Annotated in this window: 17 protein-coding genes and 1 tRNA gene; 5 read left to right on the top strand and 13 right to left on the bottom strand. The window is 61.3% G+C overall.

What is annotated here, in order from left to right; all coding sequences use genetic code 11:
• Window positions 1-93: 93 nt before the first annotated feature.
• Together rpoD and C7401_RS02140 are read left to right on the top strand one after the other, a co-directional pair.
• Window positions 94-2,508, top strand: coding sequence for an RNA polymerase sigma factor RpoD (gene rpoD, locus C7401_RS02145; protein ID WP_112169678.1), 2,415 nt, complete (start codon window positions 94-96; stop codon window positions 2,506-2,508).
• A gap of 157 nt (window positions 2,509-2,665) precedes the next feature.
• Window positions 2,666-2,753 (top strand) — tRNA-Ile (locus C7401_RS02140).
• Between the two features lie 335 nt (window positions 2,754-3,088).
• Here C7401_RS02140 and C7401_RS02135 read toward each other — a convergent pair.
• From C7401_RS02135 to C7401_RS44235, 5 genes are all read right to left on the bottom strand, one after another.
• Window positions 3,089-3,598: a hypothetical protein gene (locus C7401_RS02135; RefSeq protein WP_112169677.1), complete on the bottom strand. Its 510-nt coding sequence runs from the start codon at window positions 3,596-3,598 to the stop codon at window positions 3,089-3,091.
• 20 nt (window positions 3,599-3,618) lie between these two features.
• Entirely contained in the window at window positions 3,619-4,416 is a 798-nt protein-coding gene (locus tag C7401_RS02130; RefSeq protein WP_112169676.1) for a DUF2092 domain-containing protein, read from the bottom strand.
• Window positions 4,417-4,788: 372 nt separating this feature from the next.
• A complete protein-coding gene (locus C7401_RS02125; protein WP_146757872.1) occupies window positions 4,789-5,316 on the bottom strand; it encodes a hypothetical protein in 528 nt (175 codons plus the stop codon).
• Between the two features lie 153 nt (window positions 5,317-5,469).
• Window positions 5,470-5,718 (bottom strand): hypothetical protein, encoded by a 249-nt coding sequence (locus C7401_RS44815; RefSeq protein WP_220092803.1) that lies wholly within the window; start codon window positions 5,716-5,718, stop codon window positions 5,470-5,472.
• Window positions 5,719-5,892: 174 nt separating this feature from the next.
• Window positions 5,893-6,081, bottom strand: a complete 189-nt coding sequence (locus C7401_RS44235; protein WP_133254413.1) for a hypothetical protein — start codon at window positions 6,079-6,081, stop codon at window positions 5,893-5,895.
• Between the two features lie 875 nt (window positions 6,082-6,956).
• Here C7401_RS44235 and C7401_RS44810 point away from each other — a divergent pair.
• Entirely contained in the window at window positions 6,957-7,118 is a 162-nt protein-coding gene (locus C7401_RS44810; protein WP_181565473.1) for a hypothetical protein, read from the top strand.
• A gap of 397 nt (window positions 7,119-7,515) precedes the next feature.
• Here the strand turns inward: C7401_RS44810 and C7401_RS02115 are convergent, their stop codons facing one another.
• Together C7401_RS02115 and C7401_RS45450 are read right to left on the bottom strand one after the other, a co-directional pair.
• Window positions 7,516-8,427, bottom strand: coding sequence for a proline dehydrogenase family protein (locus tag C7401_RS02115; RefSeq protein WP_112169674.1), 912 nt, complete (start codon window positions 8,425-8,427; stop codon window positions 7,516-7,518).
• A gap of 1,008 nt (window positions 8,428-9,435) precedes the next feature.
• The gene (locus C7401_RS45450; protein WP_112169799.1) at window positions 9,436-9,702 is read right to left on the bottom strand and encodes a hypothetical protein; all 267 of its coding nucleotides are present in this window, start codon (window positions 9,700-9,702) and stop codon (window positions 9,436-9,438) included.
• A 189-nt stretch (window positions 9,703-9,891) separates the two neighbouring features.
• Between C7401_RS45450 and C7401_RS02100 the strand changes: the two genes are divergently transcribed.
• Both C7401_RS02100 and C7401_RS02095 read left to right on the top strand, forming a co-directional pair.
• Entirely contained in the window at window positions 9,892-10,116 is a 225-nt protein-coding gene (locus tag C7401_RS02100; RefSeq protein WP_112169672.1) for a hypothetical protein, read from the top strand.
• A 163-nt stretch (window positions 10,117-10,279) separates the two neighbouring features.
• On the top strand, window positions 10,280-10,519 hold the full coding sequence (locus C7401_RS02095) for a hypothetical protein (RefSeq protein ID WP_112169671.1): 240 nt from the start codon (window positions 10,280-10,282) through the stop codon (window positions 10,517-10,519).
• A gap of 4 nt (window positions 10,520-10,523) precedes the next feature.
• Here the strand turns inward: C7401_RS02095 and C7401_RS02090 are convergent, their stop codons facing one another.
• The 6 genes from C7401_RS02090 to C7401_RS02065 form a co-directional block, all read right to left on the bottom strand.
• On the bottom strand, window positions 10,524-10,886 hold the full coding sequence (locus C7401_RS02090) for a copper resistance protein CopC (RefSeq protein WP_112169670.1): 363 nt from the start codon (window positions 10,884-10,886) through the stop codon (window positions 10,524-10,526).
• A 28-nt stretch (window positions 10,887-10,914) separates the two neighbouring features.
• The gene (locus C7401_RS02085; RefSeq protein WP_258396802.1) at window positions 10,915-11,859 is read right to left on the bottom strand and encodes a hypothetical protein; all 945 of its coding nucleotides are present in this window, start codon (window positions 11,857-11,859) and stop codon (window positions 10,915-10,917) included.
• A gap of 108 nt (window positions 11,860-11,967) precedes the next feature.
• Window positions 11,968-12,357: a DUF2946 domain-containing protein gene (locus C7401_RS02080; RefSeq protein ID WP_112169669.1), complete on the bottom strand. Its 390-nt coding sequence runs from the start codon at window positions 12,355-12,357 to the stop codon at window positions 11,968-11,970.
• A 101-nt stretch (window positions 12,358-12,458) separates the two neighbouring features.
• The gene (locus tag C7401_RS02075; protein WP_112169668.1) at window positions 12,459-13,940 is read right to left on the bottom strand and encodes an aldehyde dehydrogenase family protein; all 1,482 of its coding nucleotides are present in this window, start codon (window positions 13,938-13,940) and stop codon (window positions 12,459-12,461) included.
• Window positions 13,941-13,958: 18 nt separating this feature from the next.
• Entirely contained in the window at window positions 13,959-14,909 is a 951-nt protein-coding gene (gene speB / locus C7401_RS02070) for an agmatinase (RefSeq protein ID WP_112169667.1), read from the bottom strand.
• A gap of 129 nt (window positions 14,910-15,038) precedes the next feature.
• Window positions 15,039-15,869, bottom strand: coding sequence for a helix-turn-helix transcriptional regulator (locus C7401_RS02065; RefSeq protein WP_112169666.1), 831 nt, complete (start codon window positions 15,867-15,869; stop codon window positions 15,039-15,041).
• Window positions 15,870-15,938 lie beyond the last annotated feature (69 nt).

The following is a 15,938-nucleotide window of genomic DNA, read 5'->3' as shown; positions in this document are numbered from 1 at the left end:
GGTTTTCAGCGGTTTGTTTTTGTTTTTTCCGGGTGAACATGACGGGTTGGGGTAATCCGCGCATGTTCAGTTTCCAGCAAGGGCGGAATGGCAATGGCAAAGACTACCGGCGGAAAAAAGGCAACAGGCAAGGGCTCGACGGAGCCGGCCAGCAAGGTCACCAAGGCCACAGTTGCCAGTTCTTCCGCCCGGTCGTCGGGCAGTGAGTCCACCAACCGTTCTGAACCGGCAGCCCGGAAGAGGTCAATGGCTGCTTCGGCTGCGCGAGCAGCGCCTGCGCGTGCGGCGAAAGCCGCCACCCAGCCGGCGACGAAGCGGTCCGGTTCGAGAAGTGCAAGGGAAGTGCCTGCCGTCGCGGACGATGCGGCAGAGCGCGAGGCTCAAGCATCCACGGTTCAAGAGGCTGTTGTCCAGCAGCCGCGAGTCGAGACTATAGCCGGTACGGCGAACTCCATGACGAAAAAGCTGAATGAAGTACCCGTCGATGACGACGCAAACCAGAGCGAAGACAGCACCCCCGCCGCGGGCAAGGTCGAAAAGACCACCCGCGCGCGCGACCGGCGAGCGAAGGAAAAGGCGCTGCTGAAGGACGCGTTCGCGTCGTCGCAGCCCGGCACCGTCGAGGAGCTCGAGGAGCGCCGCACGAAGCTGCGTGCGCTCATCAAGCTCGGCAAGGAGCGCGGCTTCCTCACGTATGCGGAAATCAACGATCACCTCCCGGACAATTTCACGGAAACCGAGGCGATCGAAGGCATCATCAGCACGTTCAACGACATGGGCGTGGCCGTCTACGAGCAGGCGCCCGACGCCGAAACGCTGCTGCTCAACGACAACGCACCCAACGCTTCTTCGGACGACGAAGTGGAAGAAGAAGCGGAAGTCGCGCTCTCGACCGTCGACTCCGAATTTGGCCGCACGACCGACCCGGTGCGTATGTACATGCGCGAAATGGGCACGGTCGAACTCCTCACGCGCGAAGGCGAAATCGAAATCGCCAAGCGCATTGAAGACGGCTTGAAGCACATGGTCATGGCAATCTCCGCTTGCCCGACCACGATTGCCGATATCCTCGCCATGGCCGAGCGCGTGGCGAACGACGAGATTCGCGTGGACGAACTCGTCGACGGCCTGATCGATCCGAACGCCGAAGACACCGATGGCTTCAACGCCAAGGAAGCGGAAGAGATCGAGAACGAGGACGAAGAGGAAGAAGAGGCCGAGGAAGAGGAAGAGGAAGAGGAGGAGGAAGAGGACGACGGCGCGGCCCAGGCGACGGCCAACGCGGCGCAGCTCGAAGCCCTCAAGCGTGCCTCGCTCGAGAAGTTCGCCCTCATCAGCGAATGGTTCGACAAGATGCGACGCGCCTTCGAGAAGGAGGGCTACAAGTCGAAGTCCTACCTCAAGGCGCAGGAAACCATCCAGAACGAGCTGATGTCGATCCGCTTCACGGCGCGTACCGTCGAGCGCCTGTGCGACACGCTGCGCGCGCAGGTGGACGAAGTGCGCCAGGTCGAACGTCAGATTCTTCATACGGTCGTGGACAAGTGCGGCATGCCGCGCTCGGAGTTCATCACGCGTTTCCCGGGCAATGAAACCGACCTCGAATGGTCGGAGAAGATCGTCGGCGAGAGCCATGCGTATAGCGGCATCCTCTCGCGCAACATTCCGGCGATTCGCGAACAGCAGCAACGCCTGCTCGACTTGCAGGCGCGCGTGGTGCTGCCGCTGAAGGACCTGAAGGAAACCAACCGCCAGATGGCGGCCGGCGAACTGAAGGCGCGTCAGGCCAAGCGCGAAATGACCGAGGCGAACCTGCGTCTCGTGATCTCGATTGCGAAGAAGTACACGAATCGCGGCTTGCAGTTCCTCGACCTGATCCAGGAAGGCAACATCGGCCTGATGAAGGCGGTGGACAAGTTCGAATATCGCCGCGGCTATAAGTTCTCGACCTACGCGACGTGGTGGATCCGTCAGGCCATCACGCGCTCGATCGCGGACCAGGCGCGCACGATCCGCATTCCGGTTCACATGATCGAGACGATCAACAAGATGAACCGCATTTCGCGGCAGATCTTGCAGGAAACCGGTCTCGAGCCGGACCCGGCAACGCTTGCCGAGAAGATGGAAATGCCGGAGGACAAGATCCGCAAGATCATGAAGATCGCGAAGGAGCCGATCTCCATGGAAACGCCGATCGGTGACGACGACGATTCGCATCTGGGCGACTTCATCGAGGACAACAACACGGTGGCGCCTGCCGACGCCGCGTTGCACGCTTCGATGCGCGATGTGGTGAAGGACGTGCTCGACTCGCTCACGCCGCGTGAGGCGAAGGTGCTGCGCATGCGTTTCGGCATCGAGATGAGCACCGACCACACGCTCGAAGAAGTGGGCAAGCAGTTCGACGTGACGCGCGAGCGGATTCGCCAGATCGAAGCGAAGGCGCTGCGCAAGCTGCGCCACCCGAGTCGCTCGGACAAGCTCAAGTCTTTCCTTGAAGGGAATTGAGCCCGGTTAGTTTTAATGCACGGAAGTCACGTGCAAGATGGCCAGGCCGGTCGTGTTTCGTGTAGTATGTCGGCCTGTCGTCGAAAAGCCCGGCCTTTGGGTAGACCGGGCTTTTTTGTTGTTGTGCTGTTGTTTTCGCTACGCTTGGTAGCTTCGTGGGCCGGACGCCGTGTTGGTTGCAGGCAGCGGACTCATAATCCGCCGGAGAGATCCCGTCGTCGGTTCGAACCCGACCCGGCCCACCATTCGAGCCAATCAGATCAGACACTTGGCGACAACAATCAAGAAGATTCGGGAGATTCACAAGTGGAAGACCGTGGCTAAAAGCGTGTCCATCGTATAGCCCATCTTCAGCTCCCATAGAGCCCCGCACTGGCAACAGTCGGGGCTTTTTCTTTTCCCCCAGCCAGGCGCGAGGTCCGCAACCGCTAAAGGGCGGGAATGTGCCGTGGCGGCGCGTAGTCTGCGCGTGAGCCGGTGAGTGGTGCCAGCCGGTTGCCGGCCGGCACAGCCTCATCCGGCGCCACTGCGCACACGCCTCAGAGACGAGTCATGACTCAGAAACGCGTCATGAAAACTTCTAGCGGGGAGGGTTGACCGCCACGTATTGCACGGCCGTGCCTGCATATTGCGGCTGATACCACGTCGAGCCGCATTGTTGGTACGTCATGCCGTTGACGCTCATGGCGGAGCAACTGGGCGGCAGGCTATGGACAATGGAGCCCACCACAGCCGCCGTTGCGACCACGGCGCCCGTCACGGCAGCGGCGGTTGCGACCGGATGATCGTTGTACCAGCCGCCGTGGTTGTCGTTGTAATTGTTGACCGCGTTCGTCCGGTTGTTGCTGATGTTTTCCGCAGCATTGGTTCGGTTGTTGCTCACCTGCTGAACCGTGTTCTGGCGATTCGACTCGCGCGTCGTACGATTTTCCTGCCGCGTCGCGACATTGGTTTCATGCGCGTTTTGCCAGTTACCGCTGTTCACGGATGTCCGGGCGCCACCGTGAACCTGGAACGCGCTCGCGGGTGCGGCGATCACACTTGCCATCAGGAGCGCGCCCGCTATCGTCAGGATTCTTGTCGGATTCATTGTGTTCTCCATGTCAGGCACTATCGGGACTCGTTGGTTTGCACAAGCCGGATCTGATGTGCATTTTCAGGAGGCGTGAATTCGAATGTTTTCGCGGTGATCCCGGGGGTGAGATTCCAGTGGTACACGGCGGTGTACTGCGGGCGTGTCTTGTCCGCCGTCGTCACGATGTTGATCTTGCAGGGCAGCGGCTGGCTGCCTTTCTGGATCCAGATCTGCCAGTCGATGTTCTTTTCCTGGTAGGCATAGTGGGAGCAAGTATTGCCGCCCACAACCTCGTCGCCGATATAAACCGCCGACGTCAAACGTTTCATGTCTTCGGGATTCGAACCGAGCGTGAAAATATCATTCAGTGGCAAGGCGATGCCGTATTTCGTTTCAAGGTCGCTGTCGAGTTCCTTGATGGTTGCGGGCGCCGGGACAGTCGCATAGTACTTGCCCGGTTCCGTATATAACGTGAAGGTCTTTCCATCGAAATACACATGGCTGCTGCTGCCGGGTTCTCCGCCGACGATATCCGCCTTCAGGGCACCGGGTCGGCTTACGGTCAGCTTTGTGTTGTGAGACAACTGGATCAACTGCGTGGTTGCACCATCCACCATGATCTGGTCCGTCGTTGAATCAACGTCAAGATCAAACTGCTTGACCGTTTGCAGGTAGCTGCTCATTTTCGCCAGCGCATCGATGGCCGCTGGATCCGGTTTGTGAGCGGCGGCGTGTGCCGTCGCCTTATCCGCCGCCATCGCAACGCTGCCTGTCGCACATATTGCACCGGCAACCGCGGCGCAAAGTGCCAGTCGCGTCAGACGTTCTGTCATCTTCCTCTCCTATCATTGGCTTCATCAGCCGGTTTCACGACGCTGCCATTCCGCCCTGCGTGTGGATCCCTGCTGCATGAATTTCATGAGCGGGGGCCATGCGACCGGTTGGTGCCAAACAGCAAACCCGTGGTTTCCGAATGGCGAGGGGAAAATTCATTGAGTCCCAACCCGGAGGGAACGGGCGGCAAGCGTAGCATTCAGACGAATCTCTAATGTTGTCCTTCGTCACGCTTGCGTGCGGGCAATAGTTCTGTGCCAACGGGATAAAAACTCTTTTTAGTAAATATATATCGCATCCCTTATCAATTAAGATGCGTATTTACGGTGCTCTGCGTGGGTTGTCACGCTGATGCGCGTTACCTGCGATGTTTATCCCGGATAAGGCAAGCCAATGGCCAGTGCCTCCCTGATCGCCATGCGCAGCTTTTCGCTTTGCGCCGCCGGCGCATCGATCAGGGCTATCCGCCTGTCGAGCGCCTGATCCATATCGATACGGCCCGCGAGCATAGCACGTAGCGTCAGATCAGCCGTCACCAGCACGTTGCTGCGGTTGTTCATCTCTTGCGTACCGATATCGGGTATGTCCGGCACCACATCGGGATCGAAGCCGTCGGGCGTGGCATGAAAGAATTCCCGCGTTTCACTTTCGATCAGCAAGACATAGAAGTCGGGCAGTGCGAGCAGTGCGTCGTTCGGAATGGTCGACTCGAGAGTGTTCTGGAACACCTTGAGCGTCTCGATCGCGGCAAGTCGCTGCCGCGCCGCGGCCAGCACGCCCCCCGCCTTGTCTTCGGCGAGAAGCCCGCTTTCGATCGCGCTACGGGTGGCGGTCGCAACGCTCAACGCCTGTGGGTGCCCGACCCCGAACTCGATCCGGAAATTGCAGATTGCGCACATGGCTTATCAGGGCGTTACGATGTTGAAGAAGAAGTCGAAGCTGTCGAGCCAGGTCACGAATTCGCCGAGCTTCTGGCTGTCCCGTCGATCTTGGCCTTGCCTGCGATCACGAGGCTGTGCATCGTGGTGTCCCCGAGCATGACGTTGTTCAGGTCATTGCGCGTCATTGTTGCGGCCGAAACCCATGAGCGCGGGTGCGCTGCCCGAGCTAGACAAAAACAGTGTGTAGTACGTATTGATCGTGGGATAGGCGGTGCACCACGCGTCGCCGGCCGCGACCTGGGACAACGTGCTTCCGGTCCAGACCAGCTTGTGCAGCATCTGGCAGGTCGCGACGTAGATGTCATTGTCTTCGTCCACGGCGGCCGAGTTGCTGATGGTCCCGCCAGTGCCGATCACCACTCTTCCTTTCAGGTCCTGAGCCCCCGGTCCACGATGGGTGCCGGGTTCGTGCCCAGCGACCACATTGCCGCCGTAGCTCGTGACGACAGTCAAGAGGCACACTTCACGAGGCAGGACAACAAGCCCGCCGTTACGAGACGGTGACGGGCTGTTGTCGCCGGCTTGCTGCGCTGCTTAGCGATGATCCGTATTGGTGTAGTGACCATCGTTCATGCGTGGCGCGCCGTCGTGATGATTCATGTCACGCGAATCATGACGTTCGTGCTCCTGATGATGGTGGTGGTGGTGATCGTACTCGTTGGCCATTGCCGTACCGGCAAGTGTCATGGCAAGCGCTGCAAGGAAGACTGCTTTAAGTTTCATGGTCAAGATCTCTGTCAGATTGGGGATGGAACGCTCTACGCGTCCGTCCGGGCTAACGGGTGGTCATTCCACTGCGTTGACGAATTTCGCCGCATTTAAAGTTATTTGAATGTTTCTGGTAGCCTGGTTTGCCGTCGATCAAATTACGGCTGTCGTTGCATGACAGTGTCGGTCCGTACCCGGGTGTCTGGAACTTGGCGATGTGATTCGTGCGCATTGAGGCGGGGCGCGTTGGCGCTCGGGTCTGCGATTTTTGCGCGACGAAGTCGTTGCCATTCACACGCTGTCAGGCGAGTGGGCCGGAGTGACAGTGCTCGGCGATATGCTGGGCCCGTTTGTCGTACCTCATTGTTTGGCGGACGGCTGGCAACTGTCATTGATGGTTTATGCAGGCTTGCCTATTGTTCGCACTCACATCGAACGCGCATGATTCGCAATGCTAACGAGAAAACGTTCCTGAGCGGCCCTCTCTAGCGCATTTGTCGAATATCAATTTCTTGCTTCAGGAACTTATGCATGAGTTCGCGTTGTCGTCACGCTGCATTAACGGCTCTTGTAGTCAGTATCCTGTCAAGCTGTTCAAGCAGTGTAACCAGAGAGCCTGTTGTCCAGAGCGATCGCACTTCGGCCAATGCACAGGCGCAGTTCGGCACCCAGCCTGTCGCTGTTCGGGTGACGTTGAGCCCGAAGGTGGAAGCGGACAACGCAGGTTTTAGCGCGCAGAAGTTGCAGTCGGCATTTGAGAGTGAACTCAATACGCGGCAGTTGCTCGCGACGCCGACGAGCAGCGCAGCAATGCAACTATACGGGTACGGGTTACAGGCACCGCGCTGTTTTGGGGATTCCTGTCGGGGGACGACCACATTACCGGCAATGTGACCGTCCTCGACGCAAGCGGCCAACCGGTTGAAAAACTGGACGTGTCGGCTGCCTATGCTGCCGATGGCATAGTCGGCGTGGCGGGCGAAGGAAGAATGGCTTACCTGTACAACACGTTCGCCAAAAAAGCACTCTCCGCACTCGAATCACCTAAATAACGCGGCTTGTTGTTCGAAGGGACGCACCGGGGCAACACCAGGCAACACTTCGCCCCGAAGCCTGGACCTCGATCCGGAGATGACCCGGCAAGTGCGGAGCGGAACTGTTGACCGCGCGATGATTGTCGGTTGCATGGGGCTGCAACGAGTCGGCGCCACTTTCGCAGACATCGGTTTCCGGCAACCATTGACGAGGTACGTCATGTTCGCTGTGTGTGCCATTAGCGGAGTCTAAATCTGGAGCAGACCATGCCGAATGTTTTCGACCAGGCGTAGCGTGTGCAGTCCTGGTGCCAGCAGACATGGACGTTCAGCCTGATGATCCGTGCGGCTATCGTCGAGATACGTCGACGATAGCCGCATGGTCCTGATCAGCGCAACGATTCACGAGGGCGGCTCAACCGCCGTTCAGCAATGCGCGTAGAACATAGCCCGCGATGCGTGGATTTTCCTTGATGCGTCGCGTGCTATATCCATACCAATCGTGACCGTAAGGAACATACACGCGCACCTGAAACCCCATTGCACGCAGGCGTTCACGCAGTGGCTCACACACTCCGAGCAGCATTTGAAATTCGAACCGAGTCGGCTCAATCTGTTCGCGCCGGATCCAGGAAATCAACGAATCGATCAATGCTTCGTCGTGCGTCGCAATGCCGACGAACGATCCAGCCCGTAACGCGCTTGATACATGCCGCGTGAAATGCTCGTTGATTGCGTAACGGTTTAGCGATGCGCCCGGTACGAGATGCTCATCTGCTTCAGCGTAAATGCCTTTGCAGATTCGTAGCCGGCTCGTTCGACGCTGAAGCGGCACGATGTCGTCGTATGTGCGTCTCAGATATGCCTGAAGTGCAATACCTATATCCGCGCCAGCTGCCTCGGCCTCAGCGAAGAGATCGAGTGTCCTTTGCGTGCAGGTGACATTCTCCATGTCGATACAAGCGCTCACACCTTGCCGCGTTGCTGCCTCGAGGATTTGCAGAACCTGCCGCTTGCAGCCGCCGGCGTCGAACAGCAGACCCAGTGCGGAAGGCTTGATCGACAGTTCGGTACGCAAGCCGTCGGCGGACAAAGCGTCGATCAGGGCTCGATACTCGCGGGCCACGGTTTCGACCTCTGTTGGCGATGAAGCCGTTTCACCGAGTACATCGAGTGTGGTGTGGTAGCCGTCCGAATGCAAAGCGCGCACGCAGTCGAGCGCGTCGGCGAGCGTCGCGCCTGCGATATAGCGGCGCGAGATTTTACGGATTAGCGAACGAGGTACAAATGGGATGGCGCGTGCTGCCATCGTATTGAGAATACGCATGTTGGTCTCACGAAAAAGCCGTCGTTCGATTCCTGACAAGTCAGGTCGGCTCGAACGACATCACCGGATCGCTTGACGCGAGTCCGGAGCGAATAGCTTCGTCAGTGCATTGAGATGCTGTGACGAAGGCTGTTCAGTGCGATTTCAACGGAGGCCAGGTGGCTGCGTACATTGCGGGATGAGCCCGGATAATGCCATGAAGTTGGATGGATGACGCCGCGAGATAGGCGTTTCGCCATCATGCATGGCGAACGCGTTCATCATAGCATGGGCGGTAATCCGCATCGTGCCACCAGATCAACGTTGGTCTCGATGCCGGCATCGAAGGGGGACGGTGAAGATAAACCAGAAGGGGGCGCGTCTATGTATTTCGGCATCCGAAATTAAATATCAACCCGTTTGCTGAGGCAGATCGGCTGTATCGACCTTCGTGATGTGGCGCAACCGTAGACGTGCGGTTGTCAGGACTGGCGTCCGCAATGCGGGGTGGAAATGTAAGGTGCGATAGACCGAATGACTATCGTAGGGCTCAATTTCTAATAATTACTGCTGCGACTTCCGATTTCCGTCAGCGAATTTCTGTCGCACGTACCCGACGGGCGGCGTTCCGCTTGGTGACGTGCGTTGACGGAACGATCGCGTGCACCGGGCGGCGCCTGCAACCCGGTGCGACCCGAACGACGACAGGCAAGTCGTCCACGATGGCCTATGAATCAGAGCAGTTTGATGAGTCCTTCGCCAGCGGGCCACCAGATTTCCACCGGTTGCGTGGCGGCGATGTACAAACCGGTCTGGTGCTTTGCCGCAAAGCGAAAGCTCGTGTGGTATGCAGCTTCGCGATGGTCGGGGTTGAAGATGGCGTGGATGAAGTTATGAGGAGGCCGTCGCAAAGTCGAGGCGCTTGTGTTTGGCGAGTGCGCGTGCGCCGAATTCGAGTCGGTCGTCATGCAGTACCACGATCAGCCATCGAAAAAACCTGGTACTCCGACATATCAATAATCGCCGGCGCTACTGCGCCGCCCCCGAGCAGTAGCGCGCAAACCCCTCCTGCGACGCAGCAAACCCCTTCAGCTTCGCAAGCTCCCAGGGTCGCTCACAACGCTGCGTCGCCTCACACCACACGTAGCCCGCGGAGCCGATACAACCGTGCGCGTCGCGATCGCTGCCAACGGCGGTGGCGGTGGCAGCCGCCCCGGTCGACACACTGGCGCAAGCACAAAGCAAACTCGCCGCTACGGCGGCGCTCACAAAAGAAGCAGGACAATATCGGCGCATGTGGACGGACTCCGGAAAGCCACCAGAAAGACTCAAGAGGAGCCGCCACCGTACCATGGCCGAACAGCGCGACGCGGCCAACCTCGGTTCGACGTTGACCTGAGGCCGACTCGCCCCTGTTTATTTTCTGCACCATTTTCATCGCGTTCCCTCTAGAATTCCAAGGATCCGCTGTACCGGAGTACGAACATGGAACGAAAAAAAGCTGAGCTCATCTTGATCGATGCCGACGAAATCGCCGGACTGGTTCTCGACGGTTTCGACCTGACGATGGAAACCGACGCCGGACGCGCCTTGTACGATCGCGCGTTCACGGCCTACCTTCACGGCGAGATCGGCGACTTGCCGGTCGCCGAGCTGTACGACGCCTTGAACGGTTCGCCCGAGGCGTTCGCCACGGTCACGACGCACTAAGCATACCAGGCGCAGTAAGCGTCCGCTGGCCCGCATAATCGCCATTCCGGTGTGACGGCCGTCACGATGGCCCGCGAATTGGCGCGATAGTTTGTCCGCAGGGTGCGCTTCAAGGATTCCACGAACGTCCCTTCTTCTTCGGGATTTTCAGGAGACAAACCCGGTGCGGACCTATCGCTGCGTGTCGTACTTTCGCTGGATCGTCGAAAACCCCGATGAATCCGGGGTGAAGCTGCATGCCGTCGTGTGCGGAGCCGGCGACGAGCCTTCATACAAGCTCGATCTCGGGGCGATTCCCCGGACGACGGACGACGAAGCCCTGGACGAAGCCGATCGGCGCGTCCAGGCGGCCATCGATACGCTGCTTGCCGAGGGCAAGCTCGTGGAAGGCAGAACGCTCTAGCCGGTCACTTCACGTTGAACGTATAGTGACCGGTCGTTCGATGCCCGTCGGCGGCCACCGCCACCCACACCACCGAATACTTCCCCGGCGTCAACGCATTGAGCGTAACCGACATGCGCTTGTCGTTGCCGGCATCCACCCTGGCCTTCTCGCGAATCACTGACTTGCCCTGCGCGTCCATGACGTCGATGGAGCTGAACGCGGCTTCGAGCCCGTCGTCGAAATCGATCACGACAGCATTGAGCGTGGCCGGGGCCGTGGCGCCGGCCGGCGGTTCCTGGTGGGTCGGGTAGGCGTGCGCCCAGGCGAGTTGCGCGGCGAGGAGCGCGAACGAGGCGACGGCCGTGCGCAAAGTAGCGAGTTTCATGGCGAAATTCCTCTGTAAATGGGCGGGCTTACTGGAAAAGCGGCTTGCCGAGCGTGCGCGGCGCGACATCGTCGAAGAAGATGTGCACCTGCGCGAGGATGCCGACGTGCGAGCCGCTCGCGCGATTGATCGGGATCTGCGCCTCGATGCCAAGCTGGCCGTAGCGGTTCATCCAGATGAAGCCGGGGTTGACGGTGCCGGTCGTTTGTCCCTGGCTACGCGACAGGGGCACTTCGACTAGCGGGATCAGATTGGAGAACGGCTGCGGCAAGCCCAGATCGTGTACGTGCTGCTGGAGGTAGGGCAGGCTGTACTGGAACGTGAAGCCGTAGTCGAACGAGTTCGGCTGGCCGCCGCCGGTGGTGAACGACGGCCCCGCCTCGCCGGTGATGGCGATCGGGCGCAGCCATGCGAGCGAGTCGGGCAGGTCGCCCATGCCCTTGCCTGCGAAGATCGTGGGCGAGATCGTCGAAAAGTTGTCCGCAATGGCGCGGCTGCCCGTGCCGCCGAGTTCCGCGTCCACGCCCACCGAGGTCATGAACTCGTGCGCGTCGTTCACGTAAAGCAGATACTTCAGGCCCACGCCGAAGTTGTCGAAGCCGTGCGCCGTGGGGTTGTTCTGCATGACGTAGCTGCCGTCCACGGAGAACGCGAGCCTTGGCGTGATGAGCTTGTCGTACTCGAAGTCGAAGGTATTGACGCTCTGGTCGCCCGCGTCGCCGGGCACGCGTTGGTGCCCGAATTCGAGGTTGGCTTCGTCGCCCACGCCGGGGTCGTCCACGGAGAGCGTCGAGGGAAATACGCGGTCGCCCGCGATGGCGTGCGCGTGTGCCGCGCACGGGCCGAGCAGCAGTGCGCAGCCCAGCACGCCGCTCAAGGTGCGAATTTGTCTGCGAATTTGCGTATGAACGTGCGTGCGAATGTGTGCAAGCGCGCCCGGCGCCTGGCGGCCGGACGGTGTTGGGTCAGACATGCGTTGTCCTGTCCTGGAGCGAGGCACGCGCGGGCGCGATGGCGGCGAGCGCGTGCGGGCCCGGCGACACGCGCGGCGTATCGTCCGGGGTGGGTCAGGGGAATCCAGTCAGGACAGGGGTGGGGCGCGCGCGTGAACGTGGCTTACGGGCTCGACGAGGCGCACGCTGTCGAAGCGCGCGGCGATGCGAGCCTGCACGAGCCGCCCGACGAGCACCATGGCGGCGGGCACGCCGGGCATGACCGGCAGGTGCGCAAAGAGGCTGCAATAGCCGCAGTCCTGCATGTCGCCGGGCGCGGCGTGCATGCCTGTGTCGCTGTGTGCGCCGTGCGCGTGCTGCTGCATCGAAGGCATGCCGCAGGGCGCGCGTTCCGTCTCGCCCTGCGTCGTTTGTGCTGCTTGAGCGGCCAGCACATGCGAAACCACGGGCGCGAGCGTCGCCATGAGGAGCGCAAGCGTCCCCAATAGACTGCCTAACGTGAGATGGAATCGGCGCACGACGCGAAGCGTGATAAGGCGGAAAGGATTCGGAGATTATGCCACGCGCGCCATGTTCCCCGGATGCTGCCGTGCCACGCGTTACCGCACAAACCGGTCGATCATGCGCGCAAGCCAACCGTGTGGCGCAACTCCTGATAGCTGCGCAGGCCCGCCACGCCAAGCTCGCGGCCAATGCCGCTCAGCCCGAAGCCGCCCCAGCAGACTTGCGGAAAGATCAACTGCGGCGTGTTGACCCACACGAGCCCGGCGCGCAGTTGCGCCTTGTAGCGGCGCGCGGCCTTCGCGTCGTTCGTCACCACGGTGGCCACCAGGCCATAGCGCGTGTCGTTGGCAAGAGCAATTGATTCGTCATCCGAACGGAATGATTTCACGCATGCCACCGGCCCGAAGATTTCATCGGTCCAGAGCACGTTGTCTGCGGCAGGCTCCGCAATGACGACGGGCGCCATGAAGTAGCCTGCGTGACAGGCGGGGTCGAGCTTGCCCGCAAATGCAATCTGCGCGCCCGCTTCCACGCCCTGGGCAACGAGCGCCGCCACGCGCGCATGTTGCGCGGCGCTGATGAGCGGACCCATCGCCGCTTGATCGGCGGGCGGTGCGACGACGAGCGCGCGCACCGCTGTTTCGAACGCGGCCATGAAGCGGCGGTACACGTTGTCGTGCACGAGAATGCGCGCCGTCGCCGAACACATTTGCCCCGCATTCGCAAACGCGCCGCTGACGGCGAGCGAGACGGCCTGCGTCACGTCGGCGTCCTCGCGCACGATCAGCGCGGACTTGCCGCCCAGTTCGAGCGTGATGCGCTTCATGTCCTGCGCGGCGGCCTGCATGACCTTGCGGCCCGACGCCGTGCTGCCGGTAAACGAGATCTTGTCGACGAGCGGATGCGCCGTGAGCCACGCGCCCACTTCACCGCCGCCGTTGACCACATTCACCACGCCGTCCGGCACGCCGGCTTCGCTGACGATTTCCGCAAGCATGTGCTCGACGGGCGAGGTGAGCTCCGAGGGCTTGATGACCACGGCGCAGCCCGCCGCGAGGGCAGGGGCGAGCTTCCACGCGGTCGTGACCATCGGGAAATTCCACGGCACGATCAGCGCGGCGACGCCCACCGGCTCGTGCACGCGTTCGGCGAGCAATGTGTCGTCGGGCACCGCGACGGACTCGGTGGCGAATACCGCGGCGTCCTCGCACAGGCTCGCGTAATAGTTGAAGGTCGCGGCCGCGTCGCTCACGTCGAGGTCGGCTTCGAACGGGGGCTTGCCGCTCACCTGCATCTGCATGGCCGCAAGGCGCGCGCGGTCGGCTTCGAGCAATTCGGCGATCTTGCGCAGCAGTCTGCCGCGCGCGGCCGGCGTGGTGTGCCGCCACGCAATGAGCGCGTCATGCGCGGCATGCACGGCGCGATCGACCAGTTCGGCGTTCGCGTGCTCCTGCCAGCCGACGGTGTCGCCGGTAGAGGCATTGCAGATGCGCGAGCACACTTCGCTATCGGCAACGGAAAAGGTTGCGCCCGCAATCGTTGCGGCGGGCAGCACGAAGGCATCGCCGTCGATCTGGCGCTCGGGATTCGTAGCCATGGTGTATCTCCTTGCGCTCTAGCGGTAAGCCACGCCCGGCATGACGCAGAGCATTTCAAAAGCGAGATTCGCGCCCACGAGCGCGGTCGTGCCACTCTGGTCGTAGGGCGGCGACACTTCCACGAGATCGGCGCCCACCACGTTGAGCCCTTTCATGCCGCGCACGATTTCCAGGCCCTGCTGCACGGTCAGGCCGCCCACTTCGGGCGTGCCGGTGCCGGGCGCGAAGGCGGGATCGAGCCCGTCGATGTCGAAGCTCAGGTACACCGGCGTGTCGCCCACGCGCTCGCGCACCTCTGCCATGAGCGGTGCGAGCGAGCGGTGCCAGCAAGCCTCGGCCTGCACGACCGTGAAGCCCTGCTTACGGCACCAGTCGAAGTCCTCGGCGTGATAGCCGGTGCCGCGCAGGCCGATTTGCGTGACCTTGTCGCATTGCAGGAGGCCGTCTTCCACCGCGCGGCGAAACGGCGTGCCGTGCGCGATCTTTTCGCCGAACATGGTGTCGTTCACGTCGGCATGCGCGTCGATATGCACGACCGCGACCTTGCCGTACTGCTTGTGCAGCGCGCGCAGGATCGGCCATGCGATCGTGTGGTCGCCGCCGAGCGTGATGGGGCGGCAGCCGTTCGCGACAATGCGATCGTACGCGGCCTCGATGAGGCGGATTGAGTCCTTCAGGTCATACGGATTCGTTGCGACGTCACCGATATCGGCCACCTGCAACGAGTCGAACGGCGCGGCGCGCGTGGCCATGTTGTAGGGTCGCAGCAGCACCGATTCCGAGCGGATCTGGCGCGGCCCGAAACGCGTGCCGGAACGGTTCGAGGTGCCGATGTCGAGCGGCACGCCCACGAAGCAGACGTCGAGACCTTCGGTGGTTTCGGCCTGCGGCAGGCGCATCATCGTGGCGATGCCGCCAAAGCGTGGCATCTCGTTGCCGCCTAGCGGCTGGTTGAACTGGCGCTCCATCTGGCGAGTCTCCGATCGTTAGAGTCAAATCGATCGGGCGATGGTAGGGGAGATCCCGCGCGGCCAAATATGGAAGTTGAGATGTTTACATCGAAGGGGGGCGATGTAAGCGCGTCCTTAAACGCGCGTTCAAACCGCGGCGTAGCCCCAGGCGACGAGCTCGCGCTTGGTGCGCACGCCGAGCTTCGCGAAGGCACGCTTCACGTACGACTCCGCCGTGGCCGCCTGCACGCCCAGGATCTGCGCGGCCTCGGGCACGGTCTTGCCGGTGATGAGGTGCGCACAGGTTTCGTATTCGCGTTTGGACAGGCGTATGCCGTCTGCGGCGATACGCGCGTCGAACTGCGCGAGTGGATGCATGAACGGCGCCGCATGGGCAATGCGCCGCGCCGCGCTCGTGGAGGCGTGCAATTCGAGCAGGGGAAACAGAAACTCGCTCACGCTGCGAAAACGGTGCATTTCCACGAGCGAAAACGCTGGTTCGCGCAGTGCGCGTTCCAGGGCGATGGAGTGCTGGGCATGCCGCGTGCCGCGTGCGAGCACGCACTCGTGGGCAATGCGCGCCTCGTCGAACAGGCGCTGGCGGAACTCGCCGGGCGGAATCGCGCCGATGTCGCGCACCACGAGCATCGTGCCGATCTTGCCGCGTATGCCGGCAAAGAGCGGATCGCTTTCGTAGAAGCGGTCGTAGTAGAGCGTCATCACGTCCGAGATCGCGTCCGAATCCATTCCGACCCCGCCGCTGCCGATCCATTCGCAGCGAAAGCCCGTGGGCATCGTGTTGTCCGCGCGCGAGCGCTCGATATGCACGACGTTCACGGGCACGACCTCGTTGAGCAGCAGCGTGAGGCGAGGCACGAAATCGGGCGTGCCAACGGCCTCGATCACATTGCCGAGGGTCTTGAACGAGAGCGGAAAGTTGGGTTGATCGCGATTGGGCGGGGGTACGTTGAGCAGCATGGCGCGCCCCTTCGTATGAGCCGGCCCATTATAGCCCACGGATTCCGGCCGCCAAAAAGCCGGAAAAGG

This window comes from Paraburkholderia unamae (assembly GCF_003268775.1).
Taxonomy (GTDB): Bacteria; Pseudomonadota; Gammaproteobacteria; order Burkholderiales; family Burkholderiaceae; genus Paraburkholderia; species Paraburkholderia unamae.
The sequence above is the reverse complement of the archived record's forward strand: the minus strand, read 5'-3'. Positions and strand labels throughout refer to the sequence as shown.